We start from the raw sequence: 15455 nt of genomic DNA, 5'->3' as shown, positions 1-15455 counted from the left end.
ACTCTGTGAGACGCTGCTTGTCAAAAGGCCTGCTGAACCCAGCGGTTGAGCCGCATCAACCGGTCTATATCCTTCTCCAGCCGCTTGACGGCGTACAGTTCGTTCCAATCCCGCATGCCGCCGTAGTAGATTTCGATATCCCGCATCACCCTTTCCGGGTAGGTGAGAAAGATTGAAAGCAGGTCGATCTCATCCGGCCGAAGCGGAAAGATGCTGGTGTAGTGATGAAACAGTTGACTCGCCCCCGCCGCGTCGCCCGCCTGGTGAAAATAGGCGCGGTAGAACAGGGTCAGGTCACGGGTGGGCGTGTCAAAGAGGGCGCGGTCAAAGTTCAGCAGCTTTCCCTTCCCCGAGCGGTCGGGCATGATGTGGGCCGGATGGGGGAAACCGTGGATCAGGGACAAGCGGAAGTGGGCGTGGGTCTGGTGCCGTTCCCGCCAATCCCGGAGCCGGGCAATCGCTGTTTGGGCCAGTTCGGACACGTACGCCTGATTGGCGAGGAAGACCACGTCAAACGGCGATGGATACAGGCGCTCACGGGCCAGGTCGGCCGCCTTCTCCGCATGTGCCAACAGATGCTGCCAGCGTTTCAAAAGGGAGTCGATCAGCGGCTCTACCTGGCGAGGATCGTCAAACCGGAAATTTTGCGTCAAATGGTGCAGCTCGGCCAATCGTTCCACGGTCGGCGTCGCCCAGGCCAATGGCTGATTGTCCCACAGTTCGCCCCCGGGCATCCAGACGGTCAGGTAATACGTGGTCTCTCCCTGCTGGACGTAAGGTTCGTCGTATTTCGTGTAACAGTACGGCACGGTTCCGTCCCATCCCCGCTGCTGCAGATGGCGCAAAACGCCGCTGACAAGCAGCAGCTTTTGCGCAGAGACCCGCGTCCGCTTGCAGACAAACGATCCGTAAGGGGTCAACACCTTGTACACGTTGGGGGGTTTTAGTTCATCGACGGTCTGGGCGTACATGTCGTATTCACGAAACAGCGGATAAATATCGTCAAAGCGGCTCATACGCCTACTCACTCCTTGCACCCTCAGCCCGCTCAGCCACACGCCGCAGCAAACCGTCGACGGCTTGCTGACGAACGAGGGCCTGCTCAAACTCCGCTGCCGAGCCCCCGTCCGGCTGACCATCATCCTCCATGTATTTTTCCATTTGTTTCCATAATTCCGTTGGTGCCGCCAGAAACGCCAGCATTAGCGTATAGTCGCCGTAACTGAGCGGTTTTGCCTCCTCGTAGCCGTCGAGAAAGGCATCCACCTGAGCTTGGTCATGATGCGTCAGGTACAGATCCCGCAAAAAGACGGCCACATCCCGCTGCTGAACGGACAGCGTCGGCTGGAAAAAGCCGCGCAGGTAAAGCCTGCCATCGATCATGCCCAAATTGTCCCGGTGCAGTTCGCCGTGCGAGACGGACAGTGCAGCCGGATCAATCCGCGAGCTGGCCAACAGGTCGGCGCTGCGCTGCATACGCTGGAGCACGAAGGGAAACAATTCGGCGACTCGCCGCCGTTCCCCCTCCGCCCGCCTGTACCTGGCCCGTACCGCTTCCCACAATTCCCGTGCCCGCCTTGACTCGGCCACCGCCTGAAGCTGTTCCTGGCGCCAAAAGTCTACGGCGGGAAACAGGCTGCTCTCCCGCTGGGCTGCGTGCATCATGCCGATGATCCTGCCGCATTGGCGGATGGTCTCGTGATCCGTCGGAACCGGTTCGATGTGGCGCAGATGGTCTGTCAGGGTAATGCCGCGGCTGGCCTTCACCAGATACGGTTTGGCATCCCGCGTGCGAATGAACCGTTCCAGTTCGCGAAACCCCTGCCGGGCCATCCTCTCCCGCCAGGCAAACGACCAGCGCATCACGTCCACACGCGGCCAGATACGCAGTTCCTTGGTGCCCCGGTTTGTCTCCAGCAGATAGCAGTCTTCCAGCGGCGTCATGTGGATTACCCTCGCCCGATAGCGCCGACAAATCTCGGAAAGGTCGATTTTCTCCACGGTTCCCCGCTCCTCACTCTGGAATGTACAAAATTTGCCCCTCCACTACCTGGTCCGCGCTCAACTTGTTTACCTCCAGGATCTTGGAGATGGGCAGGGAGTACCGCTGGGAAATGGATTCCAGCGTGTCGTTGCGCTGAATGATGCACAGTTTCAACTTGCTGTACCGCTCTTCTTTGCCGCGGATGAACGAGGTGAGGTTGTGCATCGCTTCCAGCGTCCTACTGTCCGGCTCGTACGCGTCCGCCCTGCGGGAAGAACTGGAGGACGACTCGGCGCTTTCGGCTGCCTGCGCTTCCTGTTGGATGCGACTTGCCTGGGAAAAGATGGACGTGAGGTTCAGTTTCTCCCCTTCTCCCTCGGTCGGCTTGCCGGAGATGGCCACACGCACCTCCCGCTCCTCTTCCGGCTTGGGAGCAGTCTGCACTTCCAAAACGTCCGGCTCCTCCTGCGCTTCGACGGTATCCGCCTCTTTCGCCTCCGCCTTGGCCTCGGCCACTCCCGTTTCTTCCGCTTTTACGCTTGCTTCAGCCGCTTCCGCTGCTTCCGCCTCCACGCTTGCTTCGGCCTTCACGCTTGCTTCCGCTTCGGCCGCTTCCGCTGCTTCCGCCTTCACGCGGGCCTCAACCGCTCCCGCCTCTTTTGCCTTCTTGTTGGCCTCGACAATTCGCGATTCACCCGCTGCAGGCCTGGCGCTTCCCGTTTCTTTACCTTCTGCCTGGGCCTCAACACCGCGTGTATTTTTCAATTCGGCCTCGTACGATGATGCGAATCTGGGAGCAGTGGCATCTGGAGCACTCTCCCACCTGCTTTGCTCCTCCCGAGCAGACGCGCGGTTCACCTCCCAGGGTGGAGCCTGATGAAACGACATCTCTGGATATTCGTCTGCTTCCAAAGCCGGCTGATCCCACGCACCTGTCACCTCACCGTATTCCGCTGAGGCGGTCACATCGCCATAATCCGTCTGGGAAGATGGCAAAGGTGAGGCAGGCCGGTCAAACATCGCCGCGTATTCAGCAAGCTCCTCTGCCTCCGCATGAGGCTCCCGCTCCATCCTCTCCAGCTCAGACAGCCTCTGTTCGAGTTCTTCCAACGAAGCTGGACGTGCCACGCGGTCCCGCTGGTCCGGGCTGATTGCTTCGGCCTGCCACTGTTCTGCTGCGCGGCTCTCCACATCCACGTCCGAATGCATGTCCGAGTCCGTCTGCGGCTGCACGTCTGCACGCACGGACATGTCCGCTTCCGCCGTTTCCACCTCCGACTGCATCGCCTTCTGGTCGGATACCCAGTAAGGCTCTGCCATGTGGGCGGCTTCATCGGCGGGGGACGCTGCCGAGTCGGGCTGCAGGGCGGATTGTTGCCCCTGCTCGGTCAGCTGAATGCCGGCAATTTTCAGTTCTGCTTCGATCAGCAGTTGATGCGGCGTTTCCACCTGGCAATCAAAACCGTCTACGACCGCGTAAATGTCCCCCATTTCGGCAACCCGGCTGACTGGGATCGTGATGTTGACGGGGATCCGATGATTCACTTCCTCCTCAAAACCGAACAGCCCGCCGTTGTTTCCCGCCTGCGGAAACGGAGCGAATGTCACCGCTTCCACCAGGGTTTCCGCTCCGCCTTCGGTGGGCTCCGAGGCGCCCCTGGCCGGCTCGTATGTTCCGTACAACTGCAGGCAGCCTGTTATGGAGATGAAGGACTGGTTTTCCAGCACCTCAATATCGGGGACCAATTCCAGCTCTTTCAATTCGCCAATCCCGGCGCGTTCCGCGGGGAGGAATATGGTTTCCTTGATGGCGAACGACAGCAGCCCATCCTGAATCGCCATTCGTGCTCCTCCTTTCAAGTGCAGGACATTTCCCTATACTATATGGACAGGACGAGCCGTTTAGCACTGCAAAATGAAAGGAGCACAAAAGAAATGATAGCCGTGCTGCAGCGAAAAGACGGAGACGTGCGCCAACCAGCGGTCTGCCGGTGATGTCCAATGCTGCCATCAGCAAATGAGGGCAGCCACAACAGCTTTTTTTACATGGACATGCCGCACGGATACGCAAAAAAACCGGGGCATCAATTCCCCGGTTTTTGTGTCAAGTGGTCAAGCAGTTCGCGCATTGCCCGTTTTCCTTGGTCAATGCAGTCGGGCACCCCGACTCCGCCGTATGAGGCGCCTGCCAGCCGCACTGCAGGAAGCGCTGCACCTACTTTGGCAGTCACGTCGCGCAGCCACTGCTGATGGCCGACCATGTAGGGAAGGCCCCTGTTCCAGCGGGTGACCCGGTAAAAATCAGGCGTATCGCCGATCTTCATGACCCGTTTTAAATCGCGAATGACCACGTCGACGATCTCCTCGTCGGAGCGGTCGACGATTTCCTCGTGGCCCGGCTTGCCGACATAGCAGCGGACGAGCGCTTTTCCCTCGGGTGTCGTATGGGGCCACTTGCGATGCGTCCAGGTGCAGGCGGTGATGGTGTAATTGGCCTTGCGCGGCACGACGAAGCCCGTTCCCTCCACGTCCAGAGGCACCGCCTCCGCCGGGTAGGCCATCGCCACCGTGGCCATGATCGTCGGCTTTGCGCCGCCGAGCGGCGGGATATCGACGTACGGACGCAGCAGTTCCTGCGCCACCGGATGAGGGACGGCCAACAGCACTGCATCCGTCCGCAGCGTCCGACCGTCGCTCAACTGCAGCATATATCCCTCCGGCCGCTTTTCGATCTGCCGCACTCCGGTATTCTTCTGCACCGCCTCTGCCGGCAACAGCTGCTCGATCCGCTCCGCCAGCGACTGCAGTCCGCCTTTCAGCGTCATGAACATGCCCGTCGGCTTTTTCGGCTGTTCCGGCTTTGCCTGCGGCCGTGCGTTTTTCATCGCCAGGATCAGGCTGCGGTACTTTTGTTCCATTTGCGCATACTGCGGAAACGTGGAGAGCAGGCTCAGCTTGTCGATGTCGCCGCCATACACACCGGAGATGAGCGGCTCGATGACGTTTTCGATCACTTCGTCGCCGAGACGGCGGCGGAAAAAGTGACCGACTGATTGGTCCTCGCCCGGTTTTCCGCCCGGCAGCACCAGGTCGGCGGCAGCCCGCAGTTTGCCCAGCGGCGACACCAGCGGCGTCCAGACAAACGGCAGCAGTTTGGTGGGAATGCCCATTACCGCCCCTTCCGGTATGGATACGAGGCGATCCTTATGGACGATGTACGCCTGTCCGGCGTGGTTGTGCACAAGCTGATCGCCCAACCCGACGTCTTTGATCAGTTGGGAGGCGCTTGTTTTACGCTCCAAAAAGGAGTCCGCCCCCAACTCGATGGTAAATCCCTGATGCCGCCACGTCTGGATTTTGCCGCCCAACCGGCTGCTTTCCTCCAGCAGGGTAAAGCTGACCGGTACGCCCTCTTCACGGCTCCATTTTTGCAGGTAGTAGGCGGCGCTCAGTCCCGTGATGCCGCCGCCCACGATCGTCACATGCAGGTGTTTGTCGCTCATACGCTATTTCCCCAAGTCCGCCAACTTCTTTCCGACAACATCCGCCAAACAGGCGATAAACTCCGGTCTGGCGTTGGGCATCGGCGGGCGGTAGTAGTTTGCGCCCAGTTCTTCCGTCACCGCTTTGCACTCGATGTCGTTGTCGTAGAGGACTTCCAAATGTTCGGCGACGAACCCAACCGGACAGTAGACAAACGACGTGTAGCCATGCGCCGCGTGCAGCTCTCTGGTCAAGTCCTGCACGTCCGGCTCCAGCCACGGTTCCGGCGTTCTGCCGGCGCTTTGCCATCCCACCGCGTAGTGGGTGACTCCGGCGGCCTCGGCAATCCGTTTGGCCGTATCCTCCAGCTGTTGCGGGTACGGATCGCCCAGCTGCAGAATCTTCTCCGGCAGGCTGTGAGCCGAGAAGATGACCACCGCTTTCTCCCGCTCCGCTGCCGACATGGCAGCAAACGTGTCGCGAAGCGCATTCGCCCAGTAAGCGATAAAGCCCGGCTCCTCATACCAACTGTCGATGCTGTTGATCACCGGACCGCCAATCTTCTCCGCATGGGCTTTTGCCCGAGCGTTGTACTCCTTGACACTGTAGGTGGAGTAATGGGGAGCAAGCACCAGGCTGATCGCCTCGGTGATGCCGTCGCGGTGCATCGCATCCACCGCGTCCTCGATAAACGGCGCGATGTGCTTCAAGCCGAGGTAACCGACAAATTCCGCATCGGGGTGACGGCGGTTCAACTCCGCTTCCAGCGCTCGCACCTGCTCGTCCGTAATCTCAGCAAAACGGTTGATCCCGCCGACCGCTTCGTAACGCGCCTTCAGGTCGTTCAGCAGGTCTTCCGGCGGTTTGCGACCGCGACGAATATGGGTGTAGTACGGTTCGATTTCGTCCTGGCTGCGCGGCGTTCCGTACGCCATCAGCAAGAGGCCCCATTTACGCTTCGCCATCTGTTCACACCTCCCGTCACGAATCTCGGCGGTAACTGTGGATGAAGCGGGTCAGTTTCTGCAGCGTTTCCACCTTCGCATCCGGGAAGACGCCGTGCCCCAGATTGAAGATGTAGCCAGGCTGTTTGGTCCCCTCGTCCAAAATCGCCTTCGCTTTGGCCTCCAGCATGTCCCACGGCGCCAGCAGGAGCGTCGGGTCGAGATTGCCCTGCAGCACCTTGGTGACCCCCAGTTCCCGCGCGGTACGGATGGAGGTGCGCCAGTCGAGACCGACCACGTCCACCGGCAGGCGGTCCCACTCCTTCAGCAGGTGGCCGGCGCCAACGCCGAAGTAGATCGTCGGCACGCCTGTTTCTTTCAGCGCGCTGAAGATGCGGTGCATCACCGGCGCAATATAGGTGCGGTAGTCCTCGTCGTTGAGTGCGCCCACCCAGGAGTCGAACACCTGCACAGCCTGCGCACCGGCGCCAATCTGCGCTTTCAGGTAGCGAATGGTCATCTCTCCCAGCTTGTCCATCAGCGCCTGCCATGCCTCCGGCTGCGTGTACATGAACGCTTTCGTCTTGTGGTAGTGCTTCGACGGGCCGCCCTCGATGATGTAGCTGGCCAGGGTGAAAGGCGCGCCGGCGAAACCGATCAGCGGTACGGAGAGCTGCTGGCGCAGGATTTTAATCGCTTCCATTATGTACGGCACGTGCGATTCCGGGTCCAGTTCGCCCAGGCGCTGCACATCGGAAAGCGTTTTGACCGGATTGGCAATGACTGGTCCGACGCCCGACTCGATGTTGACGTCCACTCCGATCGGCTTCAGCGGGGTCATGATGTCAGCAAACAAAATGGCGGCATCGACACCCAACTGCTCAACGGGCAGCCGCGTGACTTCCGCACACACTTCCGGTATGTAATTCATCTCAAAAAAGCTGTACTTGGCGCGAATCGCCCGGTACTCCGGCTGATAGCGCCCCGCCTGCCGCATGTACCAGACCGGTACGTGCTCCGTCGGCTCGTGGCGACAGGCTTTCAAAAACGTATCGTTAAACGGTTTTGCACTCATGAACAAACCTCTCTTCGTTCAAAGAATGATCCTCTTTCATGATACCATCCACCATTCGACAAATCCCGCATCTTTTGTGTCAAAATCGTTATCGTTTCATAGTGTTTCCAAAAAGTTCCTACTGAATGCGAATATCCCCGGTCGCGGAGCGGACGAGGATGCGGGGTCCGTCGGAGCCGTTCGATCCATCCAGCCTGTGATCCGTTCGCTCGCTGTAGGATAGTCCGGGCCACTCGGCGTCCACTTCACCCGTGTCGGATTTCAGGTCGAGCCGGACGGCCGCCGGTTTCTTCTCCACTTTGATCTGCACGTCGCCCGTATCAGTTGTGATGTCAACATTGCCGGTCAGTTCGGCCAGCACCAGATCCTGCACGTTTCCCGTATCGCTGTCGATGTTGACATCGCCGCGGATGCCGACCAGGTCCATGTCACCCGTGCCGGTGCTGACCGCCAGCTGGTCGCCCTCAAAGCCGTTCAGCTTCACGTTACCGGTGCCTGTTTGGATCGTCAGGCGCTTGGCCTGCAAGCTGCCGGTGCGAATGTCTCCCGTCACGGTGGCAAGCTGCACGTCCTGATAGGCAGCAGCAGGAATGGTCACCTGGAGTTCCAGTCGAGTGTTGGGAGAGAAGAAAAAGCCGCCCTGTTTTGGCTCCCCCACAGTGATCCGCAGGATACCGTCAGGGGTTACCTCCGTCTGCAGCGTCGGCTTGAGAGCAGCGGACAGCTCCCCGACCAGCCGGACGCTGATCGACGACTCCTGGGCTGCGGAGAAGACAACATCAGCTGTCTCCGTCTTCAATTCGATATTGTTCACCTGCTGTGTGATCGTACGCTGCTCGTCGATGGACTGCACGTCAAAATGGAAATGCCCCCCCTGATGAAACTGCCAGACGAGCCCTCCCACTCCGACAAGAAAGGCAAGAAAGAAAAAGCCGAATAATCGATTACTGATGCGTTTCATCTCATTTCCCCCTGATCAAGCGCAGATTGAAATGCAGGTAGCGCAGAGATTGCCGGTACAGCCAGCCGGTCACCCGGAACAGCCCGATCGCCATCATGCCGCCCAGTCCAAACGACGCGATGCCGGCAAACACCATGTAGGTGCGGTGATCGGATGCTTCCGGAATGACAAAAGGAAACAGCAGGCCGACCGGTGCGATCAAAAGTGCCAGCGAAGCGGCGTAGAGGCCGATCAACACGCCGATGAGCGCAAGAAACGGTCCCAGGACAAAGACGAGGTTAAAGAAGACAAGCATGACGGTCGCGATCACCGTCCGCGTCATGTTGCCGACGGACGCATCGGAATTCGCCTGGTATATCCGATGGTCGGCCAGGATTTCTTGTGCAATCAGCCGGGGACTGCCCAGTGCTTCGGCAATCTCCTGCTCGCTTTTTCCGCTCTTGACACCGTTCAAAAAGTGCTGCGTGTAACTGGCCAGGATGTCCAACCGCTCCTTGTCCGGAAGCTCGCGCAGCAAGCTGTCCAGCTCACGTATAAATTCACTTCTCGTCATAAACGATCCCCCCTGGTTCATCCGATTGACCCCGCAGGCGAATGCACAACTCCACGTAACAAACGGAGTCGTTCCCGATCGGTTCGCCCTGAATCGGGAAGCTGGCAACGGACAAGCATCGACCCGAGCCAAACGCATTTTCCCATTGCTGACTTGTGAACGGCGCTTTCACTACCATTGTACTAGGATCGCGGCGATTAGCGAATACAGCCCCAAATGTACGTTACGAGCAAGGCCCCCGTTTCATTTCATACGTGTTCTCGATTGGGCGACGGGAGACACACATTTCTTCTCTGCGCCAGTCAAGCGGAGGCGTATTTTCCAGTGATGTCTGTTTCAAAAACAAACGACGCCAGATGGCAGCGCCTATGAAATATGAAAATGTGAATCTGACAATCTGTATTATGTCCGGTTGATATAGTTATAGACATGCTGGCAGCATTATTGTAAAATAAAACCAAATATTCCAAATATTAAATTATTTAAGGAGGAATTTGCGATGAGCCGACGTTTTCTGCCCGCCTTGCTCGCCCCTTCCCTCGCCCTTTTGCTGGCCTGGCCGTCCGCTGCCGCAGCAGCCCCCAGTCCCACTCTGCACGACGACAATCCAAACGGAAAAGCAGGTGATTGGTACACCGGAGCGATACCGCCCAACGCTTCGAATGACAAACCGGTATTGCTGTTCGTGCAGGGGCTTCATTCTGACTACACCACGTGGACTGCCTCCGACGACTTTTACACCGCCGCTTACAACGCCGGATACCGCACCGCGTTCGTCCAGCTGCCGGATGCGGAGGGCACCGGCGGCAGCATGTGGACCAACGGCCGCATATTGGCAGATGTCATCAAGAAAGTGGCCGACTACTACCAAGTCCCCCAGATCAATGTAATCGCCCATTCAAAGGGCGGCATTGACACGCAAGCGGCGCTGGTGTACTACGGAGCGCACCCCTACGTCAACGTCGTACATCAATTGGGCACGCCCAACAAGGGGTCGGAACTGGCCGACCTGGCCTACAGCGATTGGACGTGGTGGCTGGCGGAGATTATTGGCATGCGTGACGATGCCGTCTACTCGCTGCAAACCTCCTACATGGCGCAGTTCCGTGAGCAGACAGACAGCCGGGCGGAAGCCCGCAAGGCCACCACGTACATGGGAGCAGGTACCGGTGACGATGGATGGTTTTCCCCCACCTGGTTCGCCCATGCCATCCTCCCCGGCTCGGATGACGGGGCCGTCTCCCTCGACTCGGCGTTCGGTCTGCCGTACGGTATCCGCTCCTTTACGGACAAAGGCTCGGAAAAGCTCTCCCACTTCCAGCTGCGGGATGCCTCCAAGACTTGGGAGCTTGTCCGGCCCAAGCTGAAACTGGCTTCCGCCGGATGGAGTGAAGCCGGAGCGGCTGAAGCCGAGTGGACTGACGCTGGATCGGCCAAAAAAGCGGATCAGGCCGACCGGGTGCCGGCACGCAGCAAAGACGACGCTACCAGTGCCATCTATCGCGGCGGAGAAGTGGACGGCGAGCAGACGGAGCGCATTCCTCTGGAAGGCGGCCTCAAGAACGTGATGATCGACGTCATGGTGGCTGACGAAGCGACCACGGTGGAACTCATCAGTCCGTCGGGGAAGGTGTACAGGCCGGAAGATGGAGAGGCAGTGTCGGACGAACACGGCATCTTCGGCAAAGCCATGCATCACGTCTTCTCGATTGACAAGCCGGAAAAAGGAGAGTGGACCGCGAAAATCAACGGCAAACGGGACGCGTACTTCCTGCTGGCCGCCGTCAAAGGAGGCGTCGACCTGAATTGGCAGGCGGACAAGCAGGTGTTCAAGAAAAACGACACCGCTTCGCTGCAGCTTGAGACGCGCAAAGGCAAAACAAAGCAGACCTCGCTTCAGCAGGCCACGCTGCGTCGGTCCGGATCCGGCAAGGGAACTGAGCTGAAGCGGCTCCGTGTCAATGCGGTCAGCGACAACGAGATGAACATTCGCTTCCAGGTGCCGTCCGAGCCGGGTGTCTACAATCTGTCGTTTGAGGTGACAGGCGTAGACGAATCAGGGGCAGCGTTTACGCGGTCGGTCAACTACAATTTTGCCGTCACGGACGATGACGGTGAGATTCCTCTTCCCGAATAAAACGAAAGAAAGCCCTCCGTCCGGCAGCTGTTCGGACGGGGGCTTTCGCTGTTGCTTCATGGCGGGTAGCAGCAGTATGGTCCTGCCGATCGCTCGTTTTACTCGTTGACTTCGACGATGCGCCCTTCTACCTTTGGGTTCACCGTCTTATTGTTTATCAGCGCTTCTTCGACGATGGTGTAGAGCGTGAGACCGGTGTTGAATCCCGGTTTGTTAAACGACTCGTAGCCGTCGCCGCCGGCAGCGATGAAGTCGTTGGTGGCTACCTTGTAGGTTTTCTTCAGATCAAGCGGCTGGCCGCCCACTTTCACTTCCACGACACGCTCGCCGGCCGGCTTTTTCGGATTGTAGGTAAAGGACATGCCGCTGATTTGCGGGAATCGTCCTGCGCCTTCCTCCACCTGGCTGACGCCGTTTTCCAGCGCCTTTTTCAGCTCTTCGCCTGTCACTTCGATCACGGTCAGGGTGTTCGGGAACGGCAGCAGCGTGTACAGGTCCTTTTTCGTGATGTCGCCCGCTTTCAACTGGGTGCGGATGCCGCCTCCGTTGATCAGGGCCACGTCCGCTTCGTGTCCTTTGATTGCCTTCGTGCGCTCCAGCATGATGTCTGCGACCAGGTTGCCGACGTTGGTTTCTTTTTTGCGCACCAGGCTGCGGTCTCCGTCCAGATCCACTTCCGACTTGGCGATCACTACGCCCATGACTTCGTCGATCTTGCTGACAATCTCCTGCACCAGTTTCTCTACTTCCGGGTCAGCCTGTACACTCTCATCGTACTCTTTCAACCCGCCGCTAAACGCGACCAGCTCCTTGCCCAGGTAGTACAGGTCGGCACGGCCCAGAGATTTGCCGTATTCCCAGTCCTGCACGATGTAGGTGCCGTTGACCACTTCCGGTGTCTTCAGCGGCGTGTGGGAGTGGCCGCCGACGATCAGGTCGATGCCCGGCACGTTCTTCGCGATTTCGCGGTCCACCTCAATCCCCACGTGGGAGACCACGATCACGTGATCCGCTTCCTTTTTCAACTGCGGCACGACCACCTTCGCCACTTCCACCGGATTTTTGAACGTCAGCCCTTTCACGTTGTCCGGATGCGTGAGAATGGGCGTATCCTCCGCCACGAAGCCTACGAACGCGAACTTCTTGCCGCCGATCTCCGCCTTGTACGTGGGCACGAGGAACTCCGTGCCGTCAGCCTTAAACACGTTGGCGGAAATGATCGGGTACTTCAGCATATCGCGCAGCTTGAGGAGCTGTTCGTAGCCGAAGTCAAACTCGTGATTGCCCGCGGCCATCACGTCGTAGCCGAGGTGATTGAGAATCGGCACGACGGACTCTCCCTTGAACTGGTTGACGAAGACAGTGCCCTGGAAGGTGTCGCCGGCGTCAATCAGCAGGAAGTTCTCGTTTTCCTGACGCCACTCTTTCAGCAGCGTGGCAATCTTGGCAAAGCCGAATTCCTTGAGGCTTGCATCCTCTTGAATATGTCCGTGCGTGTCATTGGTGTGGGCGATGGTGATGTGCGTGGTGGCCGCGTCCCCGATCGCCTGGAAGAATTCGCCGCGGGTCACCTGTGCCTTGTTTTCCAGCTTGAGCGTATAGCCCAGCTTTTTCGCCATCTCCGTCAGCTTTGCGGCGGACGGCAGTTGTGTCGGAGTGTTGATGTCGTTTGCGCTAATTGCTCCCTGGCTGTTTAGCCAAGTCAGGTACGGTGCGGACCAGTGGGCTCCTTTGCCCGCCGAGGCGGTGACGTGGACTCCTTTCAGTTTGGCAAAGACGACGGCGGCCTCAGCCAGCGTCACGCTGCGCTCCAGCGCCAGATCACCGTTTTGTCCCGGTAAGAGGATGGACTTTTTTACCATCCAGTCCACATGCTTTACCGGATGGAGCGGCGCGGCAAACGCCGATCCGGCCATCAGCGACGAACAGATCGCTGCAGCCACTACGGCCAGGCTGATGCGACGTGCTTTTTTCATGAGTGCTTCTCCCCCCAAAACAATAATTGATAGAATAGGACAGCACTACTGATTATAGCAAAATTTTCTTGCGATTTGTCCACATTTTGTCAGAAACTTCCCATAAATTCGCCAATCGCCGCCGTCAAGTCATCCGGGACTTCCAGCATGCCCATGTGGCCCGCTTTCGGCAGCAGCACCTGGCGAACGTGCGAACCGTCTGCCGTGAAGGTCTTGGCCGGGGAGACGATCTGGTCCTGTTCGCCCGCGACAAGCAGCACAGGCAGGCTGGTTTTCTGCAGGACGTGCCGTCGATCCGGCCGATCTCTCATCCCCTGCAACGTGCGGATCGCTCCCTGCGGATCAGTCCCAAGACCTATTTCCCTGGCCAGCCGCACATCGTCAGGACGGGAGGTGACGCTGTCTGGGGCAAACAGCCTGGGCACAAGCGCCTTGATAAACGGCTCCATCCCGTTCTGCCTGATGCTCTCCATGCTCTTGTCGCGGTTGGCCTTTCCCTGTTCGTCGTCGGGATACGCGGTGGAGTGGATCAGCCCGAAGCCAGTCAGCCTGTCCGCGTAGCGCTCCGCAAACGCCAGCGTCACGTAACCGCCCAGCGAGTGGCCCAGCAGCGTCGTCTGTTCCACTTCCAGCGCATCCAGCAGATGAACCAGATCCTCTGCCAGCCGTTCCATCGTGTACGGCTCGTCCGGCGCGGAACTGCTGCCGTGTCCCCGCAAGTCCGGCACGATCACGCGGAACCGCTTTGCCAGTGCGGGTATCACCTTTTGCCAATAGGCTGAACTGCCGCAAAAACCATGTACCAGCATGAGCGGTGCGCCGCTGCCCGCATCGGTGTAGGCGAGGCGAACGCCGTTTGGCAACGATACTTGTTTCATCATCGCAAATCCCCCTCGTTTTTCTCCTATTTTCAAAGTGTTGCCCGGCCAGGCGGATTCATACACCTGCCGGCTGAAAGCCGGATCACGTGGAATCCCCGGCCGCCGGAGCGGAACAAGTCCGCTTGCCAGGGCTTGTCCTGCCCCGGTATGATTGGAAAAACACGGTAATGAACTCCCTCAGGCCAATCACGCGCTGGAAATCAATCTGGACGCGGAGGCGTCGCTCGACGTGCTGCGCCGCCTTATGCGGGATATGGCCACGTTCCTCTCCGACCGCCTTTCAATACCCGAACGGTAGGATACGGACTGCGGAGACCGCCCTCTCTGTTCCCGGCACCGCCGGCGGTTTGCCGCAGCACGTCCCCCTTTCCTCTTCTCAGACTTTAGACTCATTTCTCGTTTGAACGCGCAAAAACACTCACGACGAAAGCCCCTCGTGCCGATATGTGAAAAGGACCTCACGTTTACGACTCTGAGCACACCTGGAGGGAGCGTCATGATACATGCATCTCATCGGGCACTTATCCTGCTGATCGCGCTGAGTATAGTAAGTCTCGTATTTTTGATAGGACTCTCCACCAAGGAGACAACGGCCGAAGTACTGCCAACCCGCGTGAAGCCTGCCGAAGGAAAGCCGCTGAAAGCCACGTGGCTTTGGCACACATACGAGACCGCTTCGGAACCGGATCAAATCCTCACGTTTGCCGCCGAGCAAGGCGTAAACCTGCTGTATCTGAAAATCGATACCTCGCTCTCCCCTGCGTATTACCGGAAGTTCATCGGCAAAGCCCGCGCTGCCGGAATCGACGTGCATGCGTTGGGCGGGAAATCCGATTGGGGGCTGGCACAAAACCGTCAGGACATCCTTGCGCTCGTCGATTGGGTCAACCGGTACAATCGCAAAGCAAAGGCTCAGGAAAAAATCACCGGCATCCATCTGGACATCGAACCGTACCTCCTGCCTCAGTGGAAAACAGATCAGCAAGCAGTCATCCGGCAGTGGATGGGCAACGTGGAGGCGTATGTCAGCAAAATCAAGCAGCAGCCTTCCCTGCAGATTGGGTGTGATCTGCCGTTTTGGCTGGACAATATCCCCGTCCCCGGCAGCCCCGACACCTCGCTGGCCGAATGGATGATCGCCAAGCATGATCACGTGGCCGTGATGGCTTACCGCGACCGGGCGGCAGGATCGAACAGCATCTCCTCGCTCGTGACCCAGGAGCTGGAGATGGCCGACCGTCACGGCAAGAACCTGCTTGTCGCCGTTGAAACGAAACAAAGCAGCGAGGGCAATTTCATCACCTTTTTCGAAGAAGGCAACGCGTTCATGGACCGGGAACTGAACAAGCTGCCCGCGCTCATGGCGAAACACCCTTCCTTTGCCGGCGTGGCTGTCCACTCCTATGAATACTGGAAGGAATTGGCAAGATAATCCTCCAACAAAAAAGTCCCTGCCGCAAT

Annotated in this window: 13 protein-coding genes; 3 read left to right on the top strand and 10 right to left on the bottom strand. The window is 58.6% G+C overall.

Annotated features, from left to right (window positions below):
* Positions 1 to 20 precede the first annotated feature (20 nt).
* The 8 genes from KDN35_RS13095 to KDN35_RS13060 form a co-directional block, all read right to left on the bottom strand.
* Positions 21 to 1016, bottom strand: a complete 996-nt coding sequence (locus KDN35_RS13095) for a protein kinase family protein (protein ID WP_212132908.1) — start codon at positions 1014 to 1016, stop codon at positions 21 to 23.
* 4 nt (positions 1017 to 1020) lie between these two features.
* Positions 1021 to 2001 (bottom strand): aminoglycoside phosphotransferase family protein, encoded by a 981-nt coding sequence (locus tag KDN35_RS13090; protein ID WP_212132907.1) that lies wholly within the window; start codon positions 1999 to 2001, stop codon positions 1021 to 1023.
* Between the two features lie 13 nt (positions 2002 to 2014).
* Complete coding sequence (locus KDN35_RS13085; RefSeq protein ID WP_212132906.1) at positions 2015 to 3826, bottom strand: LysM peptidoglycan-binding domain-containing protein; 1812 nt, start codon at positions 3824 to 3826, stop codon at positions 2015 to 2017.
* 242 nt (positions 3827 to 4068) lie between these two features.
* Positions 4069 to 5487 carry a protoporphyrinogen oxidase gene (hemY, locus tag KDN35_RS13080; protein ID WP_171565497.1) on the bottom strand — a complete coding sequence of 473 codons (1419 nt, stop codon included), beginning with the start codon at positions 5485 to 5487 and terminating at the stop codon, positions 4069 to 4071.
* 3 nt (positions 5488 to 5490) lie between these two features.
* A complete protein-coding gene (hemH, locus tag KDN35_RS13075; RefSeq protein ID WP_212132905.1) occupies positions 5491 to 6432 on the bottom strand; it encodes a ferrochelatase in 942 nt (313 codons plus the stop codon).
* A gap of 16 nt (positions 6433 to 6448) precedes the next feature.
* Positions 6449 to 7486 carry a uroporphyrinogen decarboxylase gene (hemE, locus tag KDN35_RS13070; protein ID WP_171565499.1) on the bottom strand — a complete coding sequence of 346 codons (1038 nt, stop codon included), beginning with the start codon at positions 7484 to 7486 and terminating at the stop codon, positions 6449 to 6451.
* Positions 7487 to 7604: 118 nt separating this feature from the next.
* A complete protein-coding gene (locus tag KDN35_RS13065; RefSeq protein ID WP_171565500.1) occupies positions 7605 to 8447 on the bottom strand; it encodes a DUF4097 family beta strand repeat-containing protein in 843 nt (280 codons plus the stop codon).
* Between the two features lies 1 nt (position 8448).
* On the bottom strand, positions 8449 to 9000 hold the full coding sequence (locus KDN35_RS13060; RefSeq protein WP_171565501.1) for an HAAS signaling domain-containing protein: 552 nt from the start codon (positions 8998 to 9000) through the stop codon (positions 8449 to 8451).
* Positions 9001 to 9499: 499 nt separating this feature from the next.
* On the opposite strand from KDN35_RS13060, the gene KDN35_RS13055 reads away from it, so the two are divergent.
* Entirely contained in the window at positions 9500 to 11137 is a 1638-nt protein-coding gene (locus KDN35_RS13055) for an esterase/lipase family protein (RefSeq protein ID WP_171565502.1), read from the top strand.
* A gap of 98 nt (positions 11138 to 11235) precedes the next feature.
* On the opposite strand, the gene KDN35_RS13050 is transcribed toward KDN35_RS13055, so the two are convergent.
* Both KDN35_RS13050 and KDN35_RS13045 read right to left on the bottom strand, forming a co-directional pair.
* The gene (locus KDN35_RS13050; protein WP_212132904.1) at positions 11236 to 13113 is read right to left on the bottom strand and encodes a bifunctional metallophosphatase/5'-nucleotidase; all 1878 of its coding nucleotides are present in this window, start codon (positions 13111 to 13113) and stop codon (positions 11236 to 11238) included.
* Positions 13114 to 13202: 89 nt separating this feature from the next.
* Complete coding sequence (locus KDN35_RS13045) at positions 13203 to 13994, bottom strand: alpha/beta fold hydrolase (protein ID WP_212132903.1); 792 nt, start codon at positions 13992 to 13994, stop codon at positions 13203 to 13205.
* A gap of 151 nt (positions 13995 to 14145) precedes the next feature.
* Between KDN35_RS13045 and KDN35_RS13040 the strand changes: the two genes are divergently transcribed.
* Positions 14146 to 14292, top strand: a complete 147-nt coding sequence (locus tag KDN35_RS13040; protein WP_212132902.1) for a hypothetical protein — start codon at positions 14146 to 14148, stop codon at positions 14290 to 14292.
* A 198-nt stretch (positions 14293 to 14490) separates the two neighbouring features.
* A complete protein-coding gene (locus tag KDN35_RS13035) occupies positions 14491 to 15426 on the top strand; it encodes a hypothetical protein (RefSeq protein WP_212132901.1) in 936 nt (311 codons plus the stop codon).
* The last annotated feature ends 29 nt before the right edge of the window (positions 15427 to 15455 follow it).

Source organism: Brevibacillus sp. NL20B1, assembly GCF_018195675.1.
GTDB classification, from domain to species: domain Bacteria; phylum Bacillota; class Bacilli; order Brevibacillales; family Brevibacillaceae; genus Brevibacillus; species Brevibacillus aydinogluensis.
Note: the sequence above shows the minus strand (reverse complement) of the source record. Positions and strands in the feature narration are given on the sequence as shown.